We start from the raw sequence: 23416 nt of genomic DNA, 5'->3' as shown, positions 1-23416 counted from the left end.
AAATCTGCCGGCACTGCCTTCGATGGTTCGAATCCGTCTCCCTCCACCATATTCTCCTTAATTGGAAAATCGAAAAGCCAACTCATTGAGTTGGCTTTTTTCGTTTCTGCCGTTCCATATCTCTCAACGTAACTTCGCTTCTAAACATTAGAACACTGCAATACTGATCTTATAGCAAGGTAGTTGATACCCTTGAGTCTACCGATGAATCAATCACTCCAAACTTCTTTATGACGCTTACAAACCAAATAAGCTGCGCAGCCTAAGCAGTTTGTAGAAACCGGTTCTTCGCAATCATCCACTATTTTTTGTTTCTGCTGCTATGAAAGATCAGGCTCTAATATGGGTTCAAAAAACCTCGTCATATCAACTAACTCCTCGGTTTCATTTAGTTACGTAACTAATTAGAAATATTAAAAGTGAGTAACTTGCATTGAGGTTAGCCCACCTTATTCCCAATCCTTCCCTAACTAGAACTCTTCTAGACACTTGCAGACTCAAACGACCAGACACAAACGACCAGACACAAAAAAGCCCCTACAGATTTCTCTGCAGGGGCTTTCAATAATCAAAGTACTGGTTTGCTAACGTCTTCTGTTAGCCATGCCAGAGATTAACCTTGAATACCAACAATCAACCAAGGTGCGTTGTCGGTTGTTAGATCACGCTCTAAGTGCCAGATATCAGTGATGTCTTCTTCGATACCTTCCTCAGAATCACGGTAGCGACCGCTAAACTGTAGGCTTAGCTGTGCTTTGCTGCCGTCATGGTCTGCACGAACGATTTCAGCATCAACGTACATTACGTCTGTGTGCTGATCGCCGTCTAGCTTGCTACGCTCAGCTTTTAGGTCTTCGAAAAGGCTTGGAGACACGTACTCTTCAATCGTGCTTAGCTCGTTGTGGTTCCATGCACCTTGCAGTGTACGGTAGTGCTCACGAGAGCCGTTGATGAATGCCGCTTGATCAAAACCCGGTGGGTAGTTATGTGGAACATCGCTTTGCGCACCAAAACCAAAGCCACCAGCAGTGCCTTGTGATTGAGGTTGTGCTTGCTCGAAGTTATGAACATTTGGCTGTTGCGTTGGTTGTTCAAACTTATTTTGTCCCATACCGCCGAATGCTGGCTGTTGGCCTCGTGCATTCTGCTGATTCATCGAACCCTGCTTCGCGCCAAGCATGCCACGTAGGAACTTAAACGCTAGGAAAGCAATCAGACCCATAATCAGAATATCCATGAACTGGATACCTTCAAATGCGCCACCGAAGAATGCTGCTAGTAGACCACCTGCAAGTAAACCGCCTAGCAGACCGCCCATAAGGCCTTTCTTGCTAGAGTTAGCCGCTGTGTTCTTACCGGCTTGATCTTGTCGGATTGAATTCGTGTTCTGTTGTTGCTGTTTGGGTGCAGGAGCCGTTTTGAAACTCTTACCAAAAGACTTGCCACCACCAAACTTTTTCGCTTCCGCGATTGGTGTCACCGCGACTGATACCATCAGAATCGCGATTAGTGAGAAAAATCGTTTCATTATTATCCTTTATAGGTTTCTTTATCTTTCGACACCTTAATCATACTCGTTAACAAAGCACAATGAAATATTCACTGTGTTTACACATGTTTCATAATATTGCGGCGATTAGTTGATTACTAAACTAGCGAAGGGATTGACGGCACTCAGGGGCAGCATTAAAATATTGAACGATGTTCATTTACTAGAAACTACTCATGGCACGCAGAAACGACCACACTCGAGAACAATTGATCCAGCTGACTTTAAATACAGTGACAGACTTTTTAGAGCAGCACTCCTATCACGAGTTGAGCCTACGAAAAATCGCGAACATGATTGGTTATGTACCAAGTACCCTGGTAAATGTATTCGGTAACTACAATCTTTTGCTTCTTCATGTCGTAGCCAAAACGCTAGATGAACTCGCCGCTGAATCTGCAGCTGCCGTTGAACAATCAAGCAATGCGCAACAAGCGTTATTTAATCTTGCTTACTGCTACCATGACTTTGCGCAAAAGCACCCACACCGGTGGCAGCTTATCTTTGAGCACAACATGAACGGTGAAAACCTACCTGAATGGCAATCCAACCGTATCGATAAGATGACGGGCATGCTCGAGCAATTGTTAATCGCAATTGCACCTGAACATACGGAAAGCGAAGTTGTTAAAGCGAGCCGCGTATTATGGTCTGGCGTGCACGGAATTACACTTCTCAGTGTTGACGATAAGTTTTTCGCATCTGAGCCTATCGATGGTAAAGAGTTGATTAATAACCTAGTCTCAAACTACTTAACCAACTGGTAAGCATTCAAGGAAAGACAATGAACAACAGCAGCCAATCTTCGCTGTTAACGCAAAAAAGGTTCCTACCCTACTTTATTACCCAGTTTCTGGGAGCCTTTAACGACAACATCTTCAAAAATGTTCTATTGCTGTTTGTTGCTTTCGCAAGCGTAGACACACTACCTATCTCCAGCAACCTATTCATAAACTTGGCGGCTGGCTTATTTATTCTGCCCTTCTTCCTTTTCTCTGCTTTGGCTGGCGTACTGGCTGACAAATACGAAAAATCTTGGTTTATCCGTAAAGTGAAGCTGCTTGAAGTGGTGATAATGTCGCTGGGTGCGATTGGTTTTATCTACGAAAGCTACGGGATCTTACTTCTACTTCTGTTTCTAATGGGAACACAGAGTGCCTTCTTTGGACCAGTAAAATACGCCCTACTACCCCAGCAACTAGAAACTAAAGAACTCGTTTCAGGTAACGCTTTAGTTGAGACTGGTACATTCCTAGCCATTCTAATTGGTACTTTGGGTGCCGGTATTATTGCATCGGAAGAGAGCGCGAAGTTGGTTGCAGCAATTTGTATAGTGTCATTTGCTGTACTTGGCTATGTATCAAGCTGCTTTATTCCTGAAGCACCAAGCAATGCGCCAGATCTTAAAGTGAAATGGCAGCCAATCAAGCTAACCAAAGCAACACTCGCGATTGCCAAAAAAGACCGACCAACGTTCCAGGCTTTAATGTCTATCAGTTGGTTTTGGTTCCTTGGCGCGACCTACTTAACACAATTCCCAAACTTCACTAAGCTGCATTTGAATGGCACTGAGAGTTCGGTTGCCTTTTTGATGGCGCTATTCTCTGTAGGCATTGCCATTGGCTCTCTAGCCTGTGACAAGCTTTCAAATCACCGAATTGAGATCGGCATTGTGCCAATGGGCAGTTTAGGGATTTCAATCTTTGGTTTTTTGATGGCGACATCCATCCCTGAGTCTTTGCCCGAGTTTGGCTCTTTCCAGCAATTTGTGACTTACTCAGAGCTACGGCCGCTGTTTGCTTATCTACTGCTACTTGGTATCTCTGGTGGTATCTTTATTGTGCCGCTTTATTCACTGATGCAGCTACGCGCGAAACCAGACGAGCGTGCTCAAGTGATTGCAGGGCTAAATATCTACAACTCGCTGTTCATGGTGGGCAGCGCAGTGATGGGCATCATATGCTTAAGCGTGCTTGAATTATCCATTCCACAGCTGTTTGTACTACTGGCTCTGTTGAATACCTTCGTGATGCTTTACCTGTTCTATCAGGTACCCATTTACGCCTTCCGCTTCTTCACTTGGGTCGTCACTCACACCATGTACCGTGTTAAGCACAAGAATCTGCACAACCTACCTGAAAGCGGTGGAGCGTTGATTGTTTGTAACCACGTCAGCTATATGGATGCACTGCTACTCAGCGCGGTTTGCCCTCGCCTGATTCGTTTTGTCATGGAAGAAGACTATGCCAAGCTTCCGCCATTAAGACGCTTCTTGAAAAGAGCTGGAGTCATTCCTATCTCATCCACCAACCGCCGCTCGATTCGCAACGCTTTCAACGAGGTTGAACAAGCACTGCATGAAGGTCATATCGTGTGTATCTTCCCGGAAGGTAAACTCACCTCAGATGGCGAGGTTGCAGAATTCATGCGTGGTATGGAGCTGATTATCCGACGCTCTCCCGTACCAGTCATTCCAATGGCTCTCAAAGGGTTATGGGGCAGCTACTTCAGTCGCTATAAAGGCCGAGCATGCAAAGGGTTGCCAACTCGTTTCTGGACAAAGCTAGAGATCGAAACAGGTGAGCCAATTTCACCGGCCGATGCCTCTTGTGAAACTCTGCGTCAGGCCGTTGCTGATCTGCGTGGCTCTCAAAGATAATTAACATAAAATAAGTCCAAATGCCCCTCCTGAACAGACGTTTAGTTTTTCTTAACGTTTGTTCAATTCATTTAGACTTACTTATCATCAAGTTAAGCGTATAGTCTTCGCTACGCTGCCATAACCAGAAACGATAAAAACAATATAATGAAAATGAATAAGTCCATTCCATTTTATCTCGCTGCTCTATTTTGCTTAACCCCATGGGTAAGTTCACCTACCGCGCTGGTTGTCGGTTTTCTGCTTGCAAGCTTAGGCTTAGTGCCTGAAAACGTAGAGGTTGGCAAAATCACTAAAAAGCTACTGGCCTACTCAATTGTCGGCTTGGGCTTTGGCATTCAGTTTGAGAAAGCACTAGCGGTGACTGGAGACGGTATTGGTTTGATCATTACCACTATCATCGGCACATTGGTTATTGGCTGGTTCTTAGCAAAACGTATGGGGCTGGACCGTACTACCGGTTACCTGATTTCTTCTGGTACTGCCATTTGTGGTGGTAGTGCGATTGCAGCGGTCGCTCCAGCAATCAAAGCAGAAGACGAACAGATTGGTTTAGCATTGGCTACCGTCTTTGTATTGAACTCTGTAGCACTGTTCTTATTCCCGATGATTGGTCATGCGCTTGAATTGAGCCAACAAACGTTCGGTACCTGGGCAGCTATCGCGATTCACGATACTTCTTCAGTTGTTGGTGCAGCATCTGCATATGGTGAAGAAGCACTGACAACCGCGACCACACTTAAGCTCGCTCGTGCACTGTGGATCATCCCAATCGCGTTGGTCAGCGCAATGATCTTCAAGAGTGATCAAAAGAAGATTACCGTGCCTTACTTCATTTTCTTCTACTGCGCGGCTATCGCAGTCAGCGACTTATTGCCACAGTTTGAAGTGGTATACCAAGGCATCTTTGACGTGTCTAAGCGTGCATTAGTTGTGTGTCTATTCTTGATTGGCTGCGGTATCTCTGTAGAAAAACTGAAAGCGGCGGGACCAAAGCCATTGATGTTTGGTATTACGATGTGGGTGATGATCTCTATAGGTTCATTAACGTGGTTGACCCTCGCATAACCTCTAGGGAGTTAAATCTCTAACAAGATCACTAAGCTCGAAGATCGAAACAGGAAATAAAAAGGCAAAGCTCATATGGGCTTTGCCTTTATCGTTTTTGAAACCTTTTAACCAAATCACTATTCAAACAGGGGCTTATCACTCTTCTTGCTCTCTCTTTTCATTAAAACCAATACCACAACTAACACAAATGCAGTAAGTTCAGCTAGCGAACGCGTCAGCCCTGACGATGTGATGGCTTGGCCTATCTGCAGTAATACTGCAATGATGAGGGCAATTTTCATAATAAGACCTTATTCTATAATCCGTTATTTATATGGCTTATTATGATGGATGGTTATAAAGATAATAAATTCTGTTTTGAACTATCTAATTGCTAAATTAACTAACCTAGTTCAATTGCCCTTCTAACCACTTGATAAATGTCCTAACTTTAGGCCGCTTTTCGGTACCGAGCGGGCAGATAAGATCATACCCTTTATCTGTCTCCATGCTTGGGTAAGGCGTAATAAGCTCCCCCGTCTCAATGTATTGCTTCACAAAGTGATAGCGCCCCATCGCAACGCCAATATTGAACAAAGCACTCTTAACGCCCATATCTCGGTGACTCACACAATAAAACTGCTCGAACAGATTTACATCCAAGTTGTTGTGCTTAATCCAGCGCTGCCAAACGTCGGAGCCTAACACATGAATAAAATTAATCCTATGAAGCGAATCCAAACCATCATCAAAGATCTTGTGCTCTGCGGCATAACTCGGCGTACAAACCGGAATGTACTTTTCACCAAAAAGGCGTTGTCGGTGCATATCTTTAAGATCTTCCGCACCGTAATAGATCGCTATATCAAGGTGATTTTGGTGAAAGTCTTGTTCCTCTTGCGAGAAGATATTGAGATTAAATTTAGGGTATCTTTTTTTAAAGTCTGCGAGCCTAGGCAACAACCAGCTGTTAGCAAACGCTGGGCTAGTACCGATATTGATCTGCCCATAGAGATCGGTGTTGGTAATGTCTTCAATCTCACCAAAAATCGAGCTTAACGACTTAGACAAAGTTCGTTGAAAGCGCTGACCTTCTTCGGTCAACTCAAGCTTACGTGTGCCTCGCACAAACAAGTTAAAGCCAAGCTCACCTTCTAACACCTTAATACGATGACTCACCGCTCCTTGTGTTAAATGAAGCTTTTTAGCAACCAGCGTAAAGCTCATTTTCTCTGCTGCGACATTAAAGGTATGAAGATTTCTAAGTAAAGACTGATGGTTTGCCATAAGCACTCATGCATTAAAATTTTTAAATCATAGTACTACCCGTTTCGTTTGTTTGCATTAAGAAATAAGTTTCTAATAGCCGCAGTTACTTAAAATACTGCATTGAACAATATTTGGTTGCAAATAGTGGTGAGCAGAAACATTAAAAAATTAATTTAAAAACTTAGGGGCACGTATGAATATACTTGGGTATATGCAAAAAGTAGGTAAGGCATTGATGGTTCCCGTAGCCACACTGCCAGCTGCCGCAATCCTCATGGGTATTGGCTACTGGTTGGATCCTGTTGGATGGGGTTCGGAAAGTATTTTGGCCGCATTCTTGATCAAATCTGGCGGTGCAATCATTGATAACATGGCAGTTCTCTTTGCTGTCGGTGTCGCATTTGGCTTAAGCCGAGACAAAAATGGCTCCGCGGCGCTATCTGGTTTCGTGATGTTCCTTGTCGTCACCACATTGCTAAACCCAGACTCAGTCGCACAGTTGCTTAATGTTGAGGCAAGTGAAGTGCCAGCGGCTTTTGGAAAAATCAGTAACCAGTTTGTCGGTATCATCGTGGGTATCATCTCAGCTGAGATCTAAACCGCTACTCGACCGTTGAGCTGCCTCAGGCTCTCGCATTCTTCAGCGGTAAACGCTTAGTTCCTATCCTGACTTCGGTTGCAGGTATGGCGCTTTCATTTGCTCTTCTCTACATCTGGCCTGCAGTTTACGACGCACTTATCGTGCTAGGCATCAAGCTAGAGAGCATGGGCGCAGTCGGTGCGGGTCTATTTGGTTTCTTCAACCGCTTGTTCCTATCCGTAGGTATGCACCACGCACTTTACCCAGTGTTCTGGTTCGACGTTGTTGGTATTAACGACATTCCAAACTTCTTGGGCGGCGCGCAATCTATTGCTAACGGCACTGGTATCCCTGGTAAAACGGGTATGTACCAAGCGGGCTTTTTCCCAATCATGATGTTTGGTCTACCGGCAGCAGCATTGGCGATGTACCACTGCTCTGATGCGAAAAATAAGAACCAAGTATTCGCTATCATGCTTGCTGCGGCTATGGCTTCATTCTTCACAGGTATCACAGAGCCGCTAGAGTTCAGCTTCATGTTCCTTGCTCCGGTACTGTTCCTACTGCACGCTGTGCTAACAGGTCTATCACTTTACATTGCGGCAAGCATGGAGTGGATGGCAGGCTTCGGATTCTCAGCAGGATTTGTTGACCTGGTACTGTCTAGCCAAAACCCACTAGCTGTGAACTGGTACATGCTATTGGTGCAAGGTGTTGTGTTCTTCGCGCTATACTACTGCATCTTCCGCTTCGCTATCATCAAATTCAACCTACGTACTCCAGGTCGTGGTGAAGAGATGGAAGCTGAAGGCGAGACTGCTTCTCCAGAAGCACTCGTGAACCTAACTAACAACTACATTGAAGCGATTGGCGGTGTGGACAACATCCTAGAAGTTGATAACTGCATCACTCGCCTACGCCTAACGGTAAAAGACTCTTCAATCGCCGACAGTGACAAACTGAAGAAACTAGGAGCAGCAGGTGTGGTTCCGGTGGGTAAAGGTGGACTGCAAGTTATCATTGGCTTAGGAAAAGTGGATAAGGTCGCAGAACAAATGAAAAAGGCCCTCGCTTAACGCGGCACCTTTAATGACAAGATAAGATAGTAAGAATTTGTGATGGCTTCACCACCATCACAACCCCCTGAAGCGCAATTACGACTAGTCACCGTGTATTGCGCTTCGTTTTATTTAGAATGAAGCTCTTGTAACCACTGCGCCAACCCTGCTCTAGATACCTTGATACCTAATTGTTCTTGCTCTGGCATACGGTAGTAGTCGATAGGGAACTTAAATCGCTCCAGACTTCCTTGTAGCTGTTCGGCAAACCACACTTTGGTTGGCATTTCATCACAGTCAATAATCGCAACGGGTCTAAAGCCAAATTCACTGTCTTCAACGGGTATGATAAAAGCTTGCTTAACCTCAGGCAGCTGACTAAGTGCTCTCTCAATTTCTTCACAGTGAATATTCTCACCGCCAGAAATAAACTGATTATCGGCTCTGCCAATAATCGACACTTGCTCACCATCCCATTGCCCAAGATCTTTACTATCAAACCAGCCATTCTCATCCATTAATGGGGTTAAAGTACCTTGATAGTAGTAACCAGAAGCGAGGGTATTGCCTCCAATATAGATACGTTGGTTTTCAATTTTCAATTGACGATGATTCAGCAAAAAACCGGCAGTGCTGCTCGCATCAACAGGCTTTGCAGTCACCGTTGAGGCCGCTTCCGTCATGCCATAACCAAGCCAAGTCTCAATCCCCATTTGCTGAGCTTCAAGACCAAGCGCTTCTGGAATATGGCTCCCACCTAACAGCACATGAGTTAAAGTAAGTGCTTGCTTACTCTTTGATATCCTATGTAACTGAGTAGCGACCAACGAAGCATGACTACAGCCCTTGATATCGGATTCAAGCTGACCAATGCCCATTTTTATACAGCCACCAGCAACGAGCCAACGATGAACAATCGCCAGCCCCGACACATGGTACATAGGTAAACTCAGTAGCCAAGTATCACTGCCTTTAAATTGGAAGGCATCCAGTAATCCGGAAGCTGAATATAGGTGCTGCTCAAGTGTGTGAGCCACCGCTTTAGGGTTTCCGGTAGAACCTGAAGTAAATACGATACTCGCGAGGTTTTGAGGACTGAAACAGGAAAGTTCTAACGTTGCTGCTAGTTTGTCATCAACATTCAGTTTTTTATCAACATTCAAATCACTCAAACAAGGCAATGTAAGTAACGGAGTGTTTGGTTCAGCAAGGTTTGATTGATTTAAACCACTGCTCTCTAGCAACCATAAATAACGTCTAGCCGACGGCTTATAAAGCGATTCAAGCTTTTGCGTTAAGCGAGCTGAAGGTTGAGGCATGGTGAATGCGCAAAGCACGCCTAGGTTCAGTGCCGCTAGATAAACGGGGATCACTTCGACTTGGTTCTTACCAACAATGGTCAACACATCGCCTTCCGAGAGGCCCTGTTCAGATAACTGTTGTTGGTAATCACTCACTAACGCCACAACTTGCAGCCAAGTATAAGCGCAGTTTGGAGTAACGAATGCTGCTTGATGTGGGTTCTGCTGCGCCCACTGTACCCAGAGCGGGTGATGGTTAGATTGTGGGCGCATCATAAGATAACCAAGTTAAAGATTGAAAACTGATTGAGCCAACCGAACAATCGGGCTATGAAGACCAAATCAGCTGCTGCTGTTCAAGAGTCGCAACAGGAAGTTGGCAACCTGGCCATGGCACTTCAAGCTGTTGTTGATACAAACCAATCGTATCAAGCCCCGGCACTTCATTAGGCAAGTACTGCTGTGCCAATCGCGCAATCTGAGTTAAGCCAAGGCTCGACTCAATACTTGAGCTTAGAACAGGCTTAATACCAAGTTGCTGTGCACGCTCAATAATTGCCACACAACGCTCTACCGAGCCGATTAAGGTTGGTTTAATTACCACAGCCTTAACGCCAGTTAAATCACTTAAATCAAACTCAGGATTGCGCACCGCCTCTTGCAGTGTTTCGTCCCAAGCAATTGCTACGCCATGGTCGATGGCAAAGGCCAAGCTATCTTCTGGCTTTTGGCAAGGCTCTTCAATAAAGCTAATGCGCTGACGAAGTGACGGCGAAATGTATTTAATGAACTGCTTCGCTTTTTCAGGCTTCCACGCTCGGTTAGCATCAAGCCTTAGCGTTAAATCAGGAATCGACTCTAGGAATAAGCTAACTAGCATGCCATCACGGATCGCTTCGTAAAGGCCAACTTTGACTTTAGCGACCTTCTCACCTTCCATCTCATTAAGCACTGGGATCAGTTCATCTGGATCACCGGTACATAGAGGCGCAGCTTGGTAGTTGCCTTCCGCATTGAGATCGCCTCGAAGCTCCATCAACGCCATCGAAAAACCAAACGCCACTGACGGATAAAGCTCATCGAATGGGGTGTTAGGTTTGTTATGACTCCAAAGCTCTAGCTCGTTTTGCAATTGAATACCGGCTTGATCGGCATCTTCTTGGCTAAAGCCCGGTAAAGGTGCGACTTCGCCAAAACCAGACTTACCATCACACTCAAGATGGATAATGTAGCCAACACGTTCGTTCAACTTATTATCACGCAGCACCACGCCACTATCCATAGGTAATTGATAACGATACAGTTTAGCGTGACGCTGGGAATTCATTGAATTCATAAGGTTTCCTAAAAAACGGGAGCATTAAAACAAAACGAGCCGCTATTTAGCGACTCATTCTGAAGAGGATAAAACTATGGGTTACGCGGGAATTTGTCGAAATCAGGTCGACGTTTATCGTTAAACGCATTGCGGCCTTCTTGGCCTTCCTCTGTCATGTAGAACATCATGGTTGCATTGCCTGCTAGCTCTTGCAGACCTGCTTGGCCATCACAGTCAGCATTCAACGCTGCTTTTAGACAACGTAGCGCCATTGGGCTGTGTTGCAGAACTTCACGACACCAACGAACGGTTTCTTTTTCTAGATCAGCGACAGGCACAACCGTGTTCACCAAGCCCATATCCAATGCTTCTTGAGCATCGTAGAAACGGCACAGGAACCAGATTTCACGCGCTTTCTTCTGACCAACGATACGAGCCATATAAGAAGCACCCCAACCGCCGTCGAACGAACCTACTTTAGGACCAGTCTGACCAAATTGAGCGTTGTCTGCTGCAATAGTAAGGTCAGCCATCATATGAAGCACGTGACCACCACCTACAGCCCAGCCAGATACCGCTGCGATTACTGGTTTAGGACAAGTACGGATTTGGCGTTGGAAATCAAGCACGTTTAGGTGGTGTGTACCTGAATCATCTTGATAGCCGCCGTAGTCACCACGAATACTTTGGTCACCACCAGAACAGAACGCCTTCTCACCAAGACCCGTCAAAATGATTACGCCAACTTTCTCGTCATAACGAGCATCGGCCAGTGCATTGATCATCTCTTTTACGGTTTGTGGACGAAACGCATTGTGCACTTGAGGGCGAGCAATCGTGATTTTCGCAATACCGTCATCAGACTTGTGGTATTGAATATCTTCATATTGACTGCTTTCATCGCGCCAGTTAACGGCTGCGTAAAGTTCTTCTTCTGTGATGCCTACTGTTTTAGCCATGGTGATTCCCATTGTTCTATTAGAGAGCGCGACTAGCGTAGAGTCGCGATGGTGTTGCTCTGCTTTCTATAGCGCTTGATACGAGAGACTCGCTCAGTCAGTTCATCAACGACTAGCGATACATTGGATAATCAAGTTTGAAAACATTTCTGGTTGTTCAAAATGAACATTATGACCAGCGTAATCAACCTGACTATATTCAAAGCCACTATTCTCAGCTAGCTCCATGAATTTACGATCTTTTTCACCACACACATAATGCAATTGATGCTCATGAGATTTTAATGTGGCACGTAAATCCGGTTGCTTAGCTAACGAAGTAGATAACAACATATTTGCTACGGATACTCCAAGGTTACCACTACGCTTTATGACCAAAGTTTGTCTTTGCTCATGATTTAGTGAAGAAAAGACGCTTTGTTGATACCAATCGTCTAAAACATCTTCAATCGACTGCTGCGCGAAGCGAACGGCCCATTGCGTATCATGTACTAACCTTTGTGCTCTTTCTTCATCACACTCCAAGCCAAAGTTGCCACCTTCGATGATGACTTTCTCTAGGTTAAGAGTTTCAAAGCAAGGGCTTGTCACCCCATACATTGCAAGTCTTCCCCCCATAGAATACCCAATCACCACGATAGGATAATCGGCAGGAAGATCGTTCGCTGCCAATTGATAAGTGATGCACTGAACTATCTTGGTACAGCAATGATCAAAGCCTACAGGGTCGATAAAGCGGCTTTGTCCGTGTCCGGGCAAATCTATGCAAAGACGAGGAAAATCTTCGAGGAAGGGGTGGCATGCACTCCAATCATCCCCGCTTCCGAGTAAACCATGTAAAAAAACAAGCAAAGGTTTGTCAGAAGGTACTTGTGCAGCTGGGTAGTAATTGGAGTAAAGCATGTAAAGTCCTTAGGCTAATGCCTCGGTGAGCATTGAGCTGAATTGCTTCAGCAAAGTAGACGCTTGTTCGGGAGGCGTCTTAACTTCCACGAGCAAAGTACCTTGACCTTGTTCGAAATGTTTTTCGATGAGCGTTTGATAACAGTTAAGGGTTTCAGGGGCAGCATAATCGAGCTTGAATTGTGCGGCGGCATGCTCAAAGCTGAAACCATGAGGCATCTGATAAAGTGACTGTTTTTGTTGCTCAGGTACCGGCAACAAATCAAAAATCGCCCCACCATCGTTATTAGTAACCACAATAACCATTGGCGTTGTATTATGAGTGAGTAGCGCCAGCGAATTGAGGTCATACAACAAAGAGGTGTCGCCAATCAGCATCATCAAAGGATTCTGGTTAGCTTTTATCACGCCCGCAGCCGTTGCCACCAAGCCATCAATGCCCGACGCACCTCGGTTGCTGTACACTTGAGTCGCAGATATTGATGACAACATATCCACCAGCCTTACCATCAAGCTATTTCCCACAAATAACCCTCTGCCTTTAAGTCTAGACGACAAGTCAACGGCGACGCTCAACTCTGTAAGTTGATCATTATTAGAGATTTGTGCCAATGCCAACTGTTGAACTGTGTTCGCGACTTCCGCCAAAGGTGCCGCCCAACCAGCATGTTCTCCCAACAGCGTCGGTAGATGCTGCTCTGATAACCAATATTCGATATCAGCGACGATGTGAGTTTGAGACAGATGATCTTGATTAATACGATGCGCATCTGGTGAAACAACGATGTACTGCGATGAACAAAATGTAGCAGCTTGCCCTTTTACCCAGTGGTTAAGACGCTTAGAAACGATGCGCTCACCAAACTGGATAATAAAGTCACACTGGCTAAGCTGTGCTTTGGCTGTGTCACTTTGCAACCATAAATCATAGTGCTTCCAGTCACTGCTGACACCCGATTGAGGGTCACAGAGAACTGGCCAGCCCAAAGCTGACGCAAACTGCTTGGCTTTAATTGCAGCTTCATTCTCGATAGAACCAATAATCACCGCGCCTTTACGAGCGACATAATCACTTGCTGAAACAGGCTGAGCGTTTAAATGGCTCGGTAAATAAGTGTTCGAGTAAAGGCTGGTTGAAGCTCTCCAAGCTGCCACGCTCTTTGTATAATCCGCATACATCTCAGCGCTATTAGCGGAATAAAGAGGTTCTGGGAACGGACAGTTGATATGAATAGCCCCACCGACGCTGCGCTGTTTCGCCAGTGCGTTATCAACCGACGTCAAAAGCCAATTCAAAGAAACTTGTGTCGTTGGGCTTGGAAGGTTTAGTGCCGTTTCAACGTGAGACGAAAAGATACCCTGCTGCTGAATCGCTTGGTTAGCACCACAGTCGACTAAATCAATCGGTCGATCAGAGGTAAGCAAGATTAGCTTTTCTCGCGTTAATCCAGATTCAGCGGTCGCTGGTAGAAGGTTAGCTACGGCAGTTCCAGACGTAACAATCACCGCAACTGGCTTGTTGCTCGCTTTAGCTAAGCCTAAAGCCAGGAAGCCAAGCCCACGCTCATCAAAATGCGTGTGTAAGGTTAGCTTAGAGTTAGCTTCGGCTTCGAGTGTTAATGGTGTTGAACGAGAGCCTGGAGCGATGCAAACATGTTCAACACCGCTGCGGACAAGCTCTTCAAGTAATGTGTTACACCAAACTCTGTTTAATACAGCTTGGTCGTGACTCATGATGCCACACCCAATGGTGGGTGATCAGAGATTAGGCTAAGCAAGGTCGACATCTTCTTATTCAGTTCTTGCCACTCATTTTCAGCTACCGATCCAGGCACGATCCCAGCACCTGCAAATAGCTGTACTTGATCGTTTACAACCAATGCACTTCGAATCGCCACACAGAATTCCGCTCGTTGATGACTGATGTAACCGACAGAGCCGGCATACCAGCCTCTAGCAAACGGTTCGTGTTCAAGAATGAAGTCCATTGCTTCTTTACGCGGTAGTCCTGCTACTGCTGCTGTAGGTTGTAAAGCGGCAAGCAACTGAACGCCATTAACGCCGTTATTAAGCTGCGCGTGAATATTGCGTTTTAGGTGCTGCACCTTACGCAGACGAACCAGACGCGCTTCTTTCTCTACGTGTACGGATTGTGAATGAGGCGTTAGACGCTCAATGATATCGTCGACCACATATTGGTTCTCATTGAGGTTTTTAGTGTCTTGAGAAAGCCAATTGGCTAGCTCCATATCCTCGGTCGCGTTTTCACCACGACCAATGGTGCCAGCGAGCGCTTCGGTATCAAGCTCGGTGCCATGACGGCTGTATAAGCGCTCTGGCGTCGAACCAATGAAACTGTGTTTCGAATCCAGTACCAACATAAAGTGAAAACTATGGTGGTTTTGCAGGTAACTAGCCTTAAGGAATTGAGCCGCACAAATAGGTGCATCAAGTTGTAGCGTGGTTTTTCGCGCTAAAACCACTTTCTTGTACTCTTCGTCGCTAATGCCTTTCAGTACTTTCTCAACCAACCCGCCCCACTGTTCTCTTTCTGGAACGTGGTTTATCTGTTCAATATGGGCAGACAAAGGCGCCAATATCGCGGCTTCTACGGATAGCTTATTCAAAGCATTAATAGAAACAACACGATCAGGGGACAAGTTAACCGCCAGCGACCAAGTGTCGTCAAAGCGGATCAATTCAATCTGAGGTAGAAAGAAGAAAGATTCCATGCAGCGGCGATTTTTTTCAGTGTGGCCGTCAAATGAACGTCCACCCCAGATTCGTTGGTCTTCACCTAGAATCGCATACGCGGGTGCTGGATCTGAAAATGTGTGTAACTGGCCAAGCGCAACCACCTCTTCACGAGTGTCGCGTGACTGCCAGTAGAACTTAGGAAAAAGCGGTTGAGCATGAAGCCATTCGATAAATGCAAACGATGGTTTTTGCGTGAGAACTTCAACACAACGAACTTCGCTTGCTTGGGCATTTTGTACTCGCTCAATCAAAGCGGAGATAGTTTGCTGGAAATGTGACAAATCGACCTCGTTCACATCTAAATTCTTATTATATTAGTTTGATACTTTATGGGTAGCACCCACTTAGATCAAGAATGTCCGATATCTTTTCAACATCCCTGTGACTTTAAGCGAGCCCCTCTATCATTTTAGACAATAACCATAAAAGCGATGAATTAAAACTTAGAAAAGGGTGACAACAAAAAGACCAAACGTGACACTGAAATGCGACATTCATCAGATTTTTATTCTATCAAACGTCATTTTGCGGTACTTTAATAAAGTATTTAAATTAATTTCAGGAAATCGGCAATGCAAAATATCGGGATGTCGTCAAAACTCAACAGCGTATGCTACGAAATCAGGGGGCCTGTACTCAAACATGCTAAGCGCATGGAAGAAGAAGGGCATAAAATACTAAAGCTTAATATTGGTAATCCCGCCCCATTTGGTTTTGACGCCCCTGATGAAATCCTTGTTGACGTAATCCGTAACCTGCCGACATCTCAAGGTTACTGCGACTCAAAAGGTATCTATTCAGCCCGTAAAGCGGTTGTTCAACACTACCAGAAAAAAGGCCTACGTAATCTTGACGTAGAAGACGTTTACATTGGTAACGGTGCTTCAGAGCTTATCGTTATGTCTATGCAAGCGCTACTGGATAATGGTGATGAAATCTTAGTTCCCGCTCCAGACTACCCACTATGGACAGCGTCTGTTGCACTTTCTGGTGGTACTCCGGTTCACTACATGTGTGATGAAGATGCAGACTGGTACCCAGATCTGGATGATATGCGCGCAAAGATCTCACCGAAGACTCGCGGCATCGTTCTTATCAACCCGAACAACCCTACAGGTGCGGTTTACAGCCGTGATTTCCTACTGCAAGTTGTCGAGATTGCACGTGAACACGGCCTAATCATCTTCGCTGATGAGATTTACGACAAAGTCCTTTACGACGGTGCTGTACATACCTCTGTTGCAACGTTAGCTGAAGACGTACTGATGGTAACGTTCAACGGCCTATCTAAAGCTTACCGTGTTTGTGGTTTCCGTGGTGGTTGGATGTTCTTGACCGGCCCTAAACACTTAGCCAAAGGTTATGTTGAAGGTTTAGAAATGCTTGCATCTATGCGTTTGTGTGCCAACGTACCAATGCAGCACGCTATCCAAACGGCATTGGGTGGCTATCAGAGTATCAATGAACTGATTCTGCCAGGCGGCCGTCTGCTTGAGCAACGTGACCGAGCATGGGAACTGATTAACAAGATCCCTGGCGTATCTTGTGTGAAGCCAAAGGGCGCGATGTACCTGTTCCCGAAGATCGACACCGAGATGTACAACATTAAAGACGATCAGAAGTTCGTACTCGATTTCCTTAAGCAAGAAAAAGTACTGTTAGTACAAGGCACTGGCTTCAACTGGCCTAAGCCTGACCACTTCCGTATTGTGACTTTGCCACATATTGAAGACCTTGAAGTGGCAATTGGTCGCCTAGAGCGCTTCTTGCAGACTTACAATCAAGACGACCTCATCGAAGGTTAATGAGCACAAGAAAGATGGCTACAATTTGCTGTTTTAAAAGACTTTAACTTGTATTCATTCACTTCTATGCTTAAAAGGCTCCAGTTTAGGAGCCTTTTTTGTATCCGCTGTCTCGTGCAGTTTGTGGCAAACAAAAAGTACGAGTGGAGCACTCTCTAGATAGGACATTTATGAAACAGAGCCATTTCTTCGCCCATCTCGCACGCATGAAGCTTATCCAACGCTGGCCTCTGATGCGCTCCGTCTCAAGCGAGAACATTTCAGAACACAGCCTACAGGTCGCTTTCGTCGCCCATGCCTTGGCGCTTATCAAAAACAAAAAGTTTGATAGCAAACTCAACCCAGAACACATTGCCCTAATCGGGATGTACCATGACACCAGTGAAGTACTGACTGGGGATCTGCCTACACCCGTCAAATACTACAACCCAGATATCGCTCAAGAGTATAAGAAGATAGAAGCAGCTGCAGAGCAAAGGCTACTTTCGATGCTGCCAGAAGAGTTTCAAGATGATTTCGCCCCCTTCTTAATATCCGGCACTGCCAGTAAAGAAGAGCAGAACATCGTAAAACAAGCCGATACTATCTGTGCGTATCTAAAATGTTTAGAAGAGCTCAGCGCTGGCAACCATGAGTATGAGCAAGCCAAACGTCGGCTAGAAGAAACTCTCGCACAGCGAAAAAGCCCGGAAATGGACTACTTTCTCACCACCTTTGCCCCAAGCTTTGAATTATCACTAGACGAGATAAGCTAGCCAGGTATAAGTTGCTTGTAATTAAATAAAATCAATTTGATAGGTGATATTTTGAATTCTCAACTCGAATCCTCTTTTGTACTCGAACAAGAGTGGCAACATCGAAATGACGATGAACACAAAATAAGACGTGATGATCACCGCAGCCCCTATCAGCGAGACCGAGCACGCGTACTGCACTCTGCCGCTTTCCGTCGCCTACAAGCTAAAACTCAAGTGCACGGCACCACGGTTAATGACTTTCACCGCACGCGCTTAACTCATTCGCTAGAAGCAGCGCAGCTTGGCACTGGTATTGTCGCGCAGCTCAAGAAAAAGCAACCTGAGTTTCGAGACCTTCTGCCTTCAGATAGCCTAATTGATTCTTTATGTTTGGCTCACGATATCGGCCACCCGCCATACGGGCATGGCGGTGAAGTTGCACTCAACTATATGATGCGCGGACACGGCGGCTTTGAAGGCAATGCGCAAACCTTTCGCATTGTCACCCAGCTAGAACCTTACACAGAGCACCACGGGATGAACCTGTCTCGACGTACCCTGTTAGGGCTAATCAAGTACCCTTCACTACTCAGTGAAGTGAAGGCAAAAGAACAACCTGAACCCGTTAAGCACCAGCGACAACTTCGTGCCAAAGACTGGATGCCAGCGAAAGGTATCTACGATCATGACGAAGAGTTATTCAACTGGGTACTTGAACCACTCTCAGCGAACGACCAACAGCTTCTCAAACAGAAAAGAAAGTCGCACACAGAGCCACTAGAGCATAACAAGACTAAGTATAAGTCACTCGACTGTTCCATCATGGAGCTTGCCGATGACATCGCTTATGGCGTGCATGATCTGGAAGATGCGATTGTGCTTGGTTCAGTGACTAAAGCGCAGTGGGTTGAATCTGCTTATCCGCAGTTAAAAGAGATGGCTGATCCATGGATTTGTGAACATCTAGATTCCATCACAGAGATGTTATTCTCTGGCGAGCAGTACCGCAGAAAAGATGCCATTGGTGGGATTGTTAACGCGCTGCTGACGAGTATCTCGATTAAGCCTGTTGATGAAAGTTTTGAGAACGCACTGCTTGCCTACAATGCCGTATTGGAGCCAAGCATGGATGCTACCCTCGACAAGCTGAAACACTTCGTCAGCGAATTCGTGATTCAAGTGCCGCAGGTTCAAGTTATTGAGTACAAAGGTCAGCAGATCATCATGGATATGTTTGAAGCCTTCAGCGCCGATCCTGAACGCCTGTTGCCACTGCCCATCAAGAAGCAATGGCTACAACATCAAGATGCATCCAGAAAGATGCGCGTGATCGCCGATTACATCTCATCAATGACCGATGACCTGGCTCAGAAGATGCACCAACAGTTGTTTTCAGCACATACAGAGTTCTAGACTTACTCGCAATACTTAGATAAGTATTAGTGAGATTACGCTAAGTAGTTTTTCTCAAATACGCCCGGCGGCATTTGATTGATTTGAAACTGAATCATTTGGTCAAATGCCGTTAGCAACGGACTGAAATCTCGGCCATCTTCTAACAAGCTCAGTAAATGGTACCCAGCTTCTACAGTCGACAAGCTATTTTCACTTGGCGCTTTACGGATTCGGTAATTACCCTTGAGATCTTTTGGTAAGTGGACCGTGTTCAACGCATGCAAGTTACTCGACACTTGCCACATCTTGAATGCTTTCTTCCACGTCCCATCCAATAAAATCACACGTAGCTTTTTATTAGGGCGTGTTACAGATTCAACTGGCGCAGAGTGTTCACTCGGGTACAAAATCACGTGCTGATATTGCGTATCAGCCAGCATGTCATTCAGTTGTTCATTGTCTGAAAGATCTTCACCGACGATCGTCACACTGTTTTTTAAAGATAACGAGAGGATACGCGCGGTTCCCATCGGACGATGCTCTTCTGATGGGTGCTGAAGAATGATAAGCTCAACGTTCGACTCTAGTGGTGTAACCCAATGACAAATACAAGCTTTCAACGCCTTGCTGCATTGGGGGCAATAACGAGACATGGATGTAATGTGTACCCTGTTTTAATTTTCACTTCACTTTTATGCGTCATATTCAAACTAGAGCCAGTGCAGGCTTGGGTCGTTTGGGATAAAAGTGCGATTGTCGATGGACAATGGTGGCGGATCCTAACAGGAAACTTTTCACATACCAACTACTCACACTTGCTAATGAATCTAGCAGGCTTGTGGATCATCAGTTATCTGTTTCAACCCACGCGAAAACAACTGATCTCTGCGTTAGCTATGATCAGTTTAATCACTGGATTGGCTTTGTTGCTTTCAAGCATTCAGATTTATGTAGGCTTATCAGGAACACTGCATGGATTGTTTGGCTTATTCGCGCTCAGAGAGGCTTTAAACGGCAGGAAATCTAGTTGGCTGTTGGTATCAGGATTAGTCGCTAAAATCGCTTGGGAGCAATTTGTAGGCCCTTCCAGCACGACTGGTGAGCTAATTAACGCGAGAGTGGCTATTGAAGCCCACCTAGCAGGTGCACTGGCAGGCGGCTTCCTAGCTATCATTTCATTGGTATTGAGCAAAAAAACGAACTAAAGCTGTATTCTTTCGCGATTCTTCTCAACCGTTGCTTCACCAATCCCTTTGACACTCACCAAATCGTCAGCGGTAGCAAATGCACCGTTCTCAGTTCTATAGTCGACAATATCTTTGGCTTTCTTATCACCCACACCTACCAGTAACGCTGATAGCTCTTCTGCGGTCGCGGTATTAATGTTTACCGTAACCTCAATGCCATCATAAAGCTCAGCCTTAGTTGGGCTGTCTGCGAGTGCTGTAGGGCTTAAAAACATCAGAAGTGAAAGAAGTAGTGTTGAATATAGAGTGCGCATAATCCATTCCTTTGTGAAAAAAGGTAACTTATGCGTTTACAGCAAGAGATAACATGAGCGCCAGATAAAAATAAAGCGGGTCACCTAAGTGACCCGCTTTGTTATACATCTTATTTTCATCAGCTTGCTTGTTGGCTCACAAATATGAGTTGTGGCTAACTAGCAAGACAATTGATGATTACTGACCTTGACCTACTACGTAGTATTCAACGTCTGCGTTTTTGCGTAGTACGTTTAATACGTTAGTCAGATCTTGCTGGTTACCAACACGCTCCAACTGAGCACCAATTTGAGTGCTGTATGCAGGGTTAATTTCAGCCGTTACTTTAGACAGCTCTACAACAACGATGTTGCCGTTTTGGTCTTTAGACTGGCCGAATACCACTTTGCCTTCTTCTGGCTTCGCTAGAGCAAATACAGAAGCCGCTAGTGGAGAGTTACGGTCAATCGTCTCAAGCTCTGTGAACTCAAGGTTGTTGTCCGCTAGTACTGCTTCGTTACCAGCTTTAAGATCGTTAACTAGAGAAACACCTAGCTCAACAGCTTGCTCTTCCGCTTTTACAGCAGATAGCGCAGCCACAACTTGATCTTTCACTTCTTCAAGAGGAAGAACCGTCTCGTCACGAGTCTCTTCAACACGTACAACAATGACGTGCTCAGGAGCCACTTCGATAACTTCAGAGTTTAGGCCATCTTCTTTCACTTCAGGGCTCAAGATAGCTTGCATAACTGCAGGCGTCATCAGAACTTCTGGAGCATCAGCTTGAGAGATGAAATCAGTTGTTGTGATCTTAGCATTGATAGCTTCTGCAGAATCGTCTAGCGAGTCTGGGAATTCAAACGCTACTTTTTCTAGCTCAGTTTGCATTTCGTAGAACTGGTCTACTGCGTGTTGGTCTAGAAGTTCTTGCTTAATCTCTGCCGCTACTTCTGCGTATGGCTGAGATTCAGGCGCTTTTAGTTCGTCTAGCTTGATGATGTGGTAACCGAAGTCAGACTTAACTAGGCCAGTTGTATCACCAACATTCTGAAGAGCGAAAGCTGCGTCTTCGAAAGCTGGGTCCATCACATCACGCTCGATCCAACCTAAGTCACCGCCAACATCTGCACTGCCGAAGTCGTCAGATTTCTCTTCTGCTAACGTAGCAAAGTCAGCGCCTGCATTTAGCTCGTCTAGGATTGACTGAGCTTTTGCTTCGTCGTCGCCTTCAACAAGAATGTGGCTCACTTTACGTTGCTCTGCCGTTGAGTACTTGTCTAAGTGTTCTTGGTAGTATTTTTGTGCTTCTTCGTCGCTCACTTCTAGCTGTGACTTAAGTGCTTCAGCAGAAAGTTCAATGTAAGACACTTTAGCTTGCTCTGGACGAGTGTACGCTAGAGGGTTTTCAGTGTAGTACTGTTCGATCTGCTCATCAGTTAGCTCAACGTCTTTCGCAAGGTCAGCAACAGAAAGAGTCACTGTGCGAATGTCACGAGTTTGAGCGATTAGCTTGCTTTGTGTGTCGATTTCGCCTTTAAGAACAAATTCACTGCCTTGAAGTGCTGTCACAAGCTGGTTGCGCATTAGGTCACGACGCATGTATTCAGCGAAGCTTTCTGCGCTGAAACCTGCACGGCGTAGTGCTGCTTGGTAAACTTCTTGGTCGAATTGACCCGCAGTTTGGAACTGAGGCATTTCTAGAATCATTGTACGGATTTGAGAATCACTGATTCGTAGGCCTAGAGACTCTGCTTGCTGCTCAAGTAGAACGTCGTTGATCATGCGATCAAGTACTGATTTACGGAAAGACTCTACGTACGCAGGGTCTGCAAGCATTTGAGCGAAGTAATCGCCAAGTTGAGATTGCATGCGATTACGTTCGTTTTGGTAAGCTTGTTCGAACTCACCACGACCGATTTCTGTATTGCCAACTTTAGCTGCTGCGTTGTTACCGCCACCGGTGATGTAGCTGCCTACACCTGCGAATACGAATGACAGGATAATCAACCCAAGGATAATTTTTACCGCGATGCTATTCACGCCTTCGCGTAATCGATCCATCATAATTTAAGTGCTCTCCGGATATGAAGCATTGGCTTCAAAATAAAAATCTATTCACGCGATATTATCAGAAAAAGAAATGCGCATCAGTAGGATGCGCATAATTTAAATTAGTTCAATGTGCTTCGCACATATACTGTTTAAGAATGAAACATCATTTTTCAAACAGTAAACGCATTTTACTGCCTTCCCCTCTTTAAAATCGAGGTTTCAGCAGTAGAAATTAGTTACATGCGTCTTTAAGTGCTTTACCCGCTTTGAAGCCAGGTACTTTAGCTTCTGCGATTTGGATCTCTTCACCAGTTTTTGGGTTACGACCTGTACGAGCAGCACGAGTACGAACACTGAAAGTACCAAAGCCAACAAGTGCAACTTGGTCACCTGATTGTAGCGTTGTGCCAACTGCTTCGATGAAAGCGTCTAGAGCGCGACCAGCTGAAGCTTTAGAGATGTCTGCGTTTTCTGCGATTGATTCTACTAGTTGTGTTTTATTCACTGTTTTTCCCCTATGTGTCATCTGTGACTACTTCTCGA

20 protein-coding genes and 1 pseudogene are annotated in these 23416 nt (G+C 45.4%); 8 read left to right on the top strand and 13 right to left on the bottom strand.

The genetic code is table 11. The annotated features are described in order from the left end of the window. Positions 1-613 precede the first annotated feature (613 nt). Entirely contained in the window at positions 614-1528 is a 915-nt protein-coding gene (locus tag JC606_RS05760) for a Tim44 domain-containing protein (RefSeq protein WP_198778204.1), read from the bottom strand. Positions 1529-1725: 197 nt separating this feature from the next. On the opposite strand from JC606_RS05760, the gene JC606_RS05755 reads away from it, so the two are divergent. The 3 genes from JC606_RS05755 to JC606_RS05745 all read left to right on the top strand — a co-directional run bounded on the left by JC606_RS05755 (position 1726) and on the right by JC606_RS05745 (position 5276). Continuing rightward, on the top strand, positions 1726-2316 hold the full coding sequence (locus JC606_RS05755) for a TetR/AcrR family transcriptional regulator (protein WP_008220667.1): 591 nt from the start codon (positions 1726-1728) through the stop codon (positions 2314-2316). 17 nt (positions 2317-2333) lie between these two features. Continuing rightward, positions 2334-4208 carry an MFS transporter gene (locus tag JC606_RS05750; RefSeq protein WP_198778203.1) on the top strand — a complete coding sequence of 625 codons (1875 nt, stop codon included), beginning with the start codon at positions 2334-2336 and terminating at the stop codon, positions 4206-4208. A 147-nt stretch (positions 4209-4355) separates the two neighbouring features. Then, positions 4356-5276 carry a YeiH family protein gene (locus JC606_RS05745; RefSeq protein ID WP_198778202.1) on the top strand — a complete coding sequence of 307 codons (921 nt, stop codon included), beginning with the start codon at positions 4356-4358 and terminating at the stop codon, positions 5274-5276. 119 nt (positions 5277-5395) lie between these two features. On the opposite strand, the gene JC606_RS05740 is transcribed toward JC606_RS05745, so the two are convergent. Both JC606_RS05740 and JC606_RS05735 read right to left on the bottom strand, forming a co-directional pair. Continuing rightward, positions 5396-5560: a hypothetical protein gene (locus JC606_RS05740; protein WP_008220662.1), complete on the bottom strand. Its 165-nt coding sequence runs from the start codon at positions 5558-5560 to the stop codon at positions 5396-5398. Positions 5561-5666: 106 nt separating this feature from the next. Further along, positions 5667-6545: a LysR substrate-binding domain-containing protein gene (locus JC606_RS05735; protein ID WP_198778201.1), complete on the bottom strand. Its 879-nt coding sequence runs from the start codon at positions 6543-6545 to the stop codon at positions 5667-5669. A 193-nt stretch (positions 6546-6738) separates the two neighbouring features. Between JC606_RS05735 and nagE the strand changes: the two are divergent. Further along, positions 6739-8183 (top strand): annotated as a pseudogene (gene nagE / locus JC606_RS05730) (N-acetylglucosamine-specific PTS transporter subunit IIBC). Between the two features lie 110 nt (positions 8184-8293). Here the strand turns inward: nagE and menE are convergent. From menE to JC606_RS05700, 6 genes are all read right to left on the bottom strand, one after another. After that, a complete protein-coding gene (menE, locus tag JC606_RS05725; protein ID WP_198778200.1) occupies positions 8294-9742 on the bottom strand; it encodes an o-succinylbenzoate--CoA ligase in 1449 nt (482 codons plus the stop codon). Positions 9743-9794: 52 nt separating this feature from the next. Further along, the gene (gene menC / locus JC606_RS05720; protein WP_137407329.1) at positions 9795-10802 is read right to left on the bottom strand and encodes an o-succinylbenzoate synthase; all 1008 of its coding nucleotides are present in this window, start codon (positions 10800-10802) and stop codon (positions 9795-9797) included. A gap of 74 nt (positions 10803-10876) precedes the next feature. Then, complete coding sequence (menB, locus tag JC606_RS05715) at positions 10877-11743, bottom strand: 1,4-dihydroxy-2-naphthoyl-CoA synthase (protein ID WP_137407328.1); 867 nt, start codon at positions 11741-11743, stop codon at positions 10877-10879. Between the two features lie 105 nt (positions 11744-11848). Then, the gene (gene menH / locus JC606_RS05710) at positions 11849-12646 is read right to left on the bottom strand and encodes a 2-succinyl-6-hydroxy-2,4-cyclohexadiene-1-carboxylate synthase (protein ID WP_102423833.1); all 798 of its coding nucleotides are present in this window, start codon (positions 12644-12646) and stop codon (positions 11849-11851) included. 9 nt (positions 12647-12655) lie between these two features. Beyond that, entirely contained in the window at positions 12656-14380 is a 1725-nt protein-coding gene (gene menD, locus JC606_RS05705; protein WP_198778199.1) for a 2-succinyl-5-enolpyruvyl-6-hydroxy-3-cyclohexene-1-carboxylic-acid synthase, read from the bottom strand. Further along, entirely contained in the window at positions 14377-15699 is a 1323-nt protein-coding gene (locus tag JC606_RS05700; RefSeq protein ID WP_443083678.1) for an isochorismate synthase, read from the bottom strand. Before JC606_RS05700 ends, menD begins: the two co-directional genes overlap by 4 nt. A 276-nt stretch (positions 15700-15975) precedes the next feature. Here JC606_RS05700 and JC606_RS05695 point away from each other — a divergent pair, with 276 nt between their 5' ends. From JC606_RS05695 to JC606_RS05685, 3 genes are all read left to right on the top strand, one after another. Continuing rightward, the gene (locus tag JC606_RS05695; RefSeq protein ID WP_004739935.1) at positions 15976-17208 is read left to right on the top strand and encodes a pyridoxal phosphate-dependent aminotransferase; all 1233 of its coding nucleotides are present in this window, start codon (positions 15976-15978) and stop codon (positions 17206-17208) included. Positions 17209-17378: 170 nt separating this feature from the next. Beyond that, positions 17379-17963 (top strand): 5'-deoxynucleotidase, encoded by a 585-nt coding sequence (gene yfbR, locus JC606_RS05690; RefSeq protein WP_137407326.1) that lies wholly within the window; start codon positions 17379-17381, stop codon positions 17961-17963. Between the two features lie 51 nt (positions 17964-18014). Continuing rightward, positions 18015-19358, top strand: a complete 1344-nt coding sequence (locus tag JC606_RS05685; RefSeq protein WP_198778198.1) for an anti-phage deoxyguanosine triphosphatase — start codon at positions 18015-18017, stop codon at positions 19356-19358. 35 nt (positions 19359-19393) lie between these two features. On the opposite strand, the gene JC606_RS05680 is transcribed toward JC606_RS05685, so the two are convergent. After that, on the bottom strand, positions 19394-19993 hold the full coding sequence (locus JC606_RS05680) for a tRNA-uridine aminocarboxypropyltransferase (RefSeq protein ID WP_137407324.1): 600 nt from the start codon (positions 19991-19993) through the stop codon (positions 19394-19396). Between the two features lie 9 nt (positions 19994-20002). Between JC606_RS05680 and rrtA the strand changes: the two genes are divergently transcribed. Continuing rightward, complete coding sequence (rrtA, locus tag JC606_RS05675) at positions 20003-20545, top strand: rhombosortase (protein WP_198778197.1); 543 nt, start codon at positions 20003-20005, stop codon at positions 20543-20545. Here the strand turns inward: rrtA and JC606_RS05670 are convergent. From JC606_RS05670 to JC606_RS05660, 3 genes are all read right to left on the bottom strand, one after another. Beyond that, complete coding sequence (locus tag JC606_RS05670; protein ID WP_061033659.1) at positions 20542-20841, bottom strand: ComEA family DNA-binding protein; 300 nt, start codon at positions 20839-20841, stop codon at positions 20542-20544. The genes rrtA and JC606_RS05670 overlap by 4 nt on opposite strands. A gap of 178 nt (positions 20842-21019) precedes the next feature. After that, a complete protein-coding gene (ppiD, locus tag JC606_RS05665) occupies positions 21020-22885 on the bottom strand; it encodes a peptidylprolyl isomerase (protein WP_137407322.1) in 1866 nt (621 codons plus the stop codon). Positions 22886-23105: 220 nt separating this feature from the next. Next, entirely contained in the window at positions 23106-23399 is a 294-nt protein-coding gene (locus JC606_RS05660; RefSeq protein ID WP_012604504.1) for an HU family DNA-binding protein, read from the bottom strand. Between the last annotated feature and the right edge of the window lie 17 nt (positions 23400-23416).

It is taken from the genome of Vibrio sp. IB15 (assembly GCF_016406055.1).
GTDB classification, from domain to species: Bacteria; Pseudomonadota; Gammaproteobacteria; order Enterobacterales; family Vibrionaceae; genus Vibrio; species Vibrio chagasii.
This window is presented reverse-complemented; position numbering and strand designations above follow the sequence as displayed.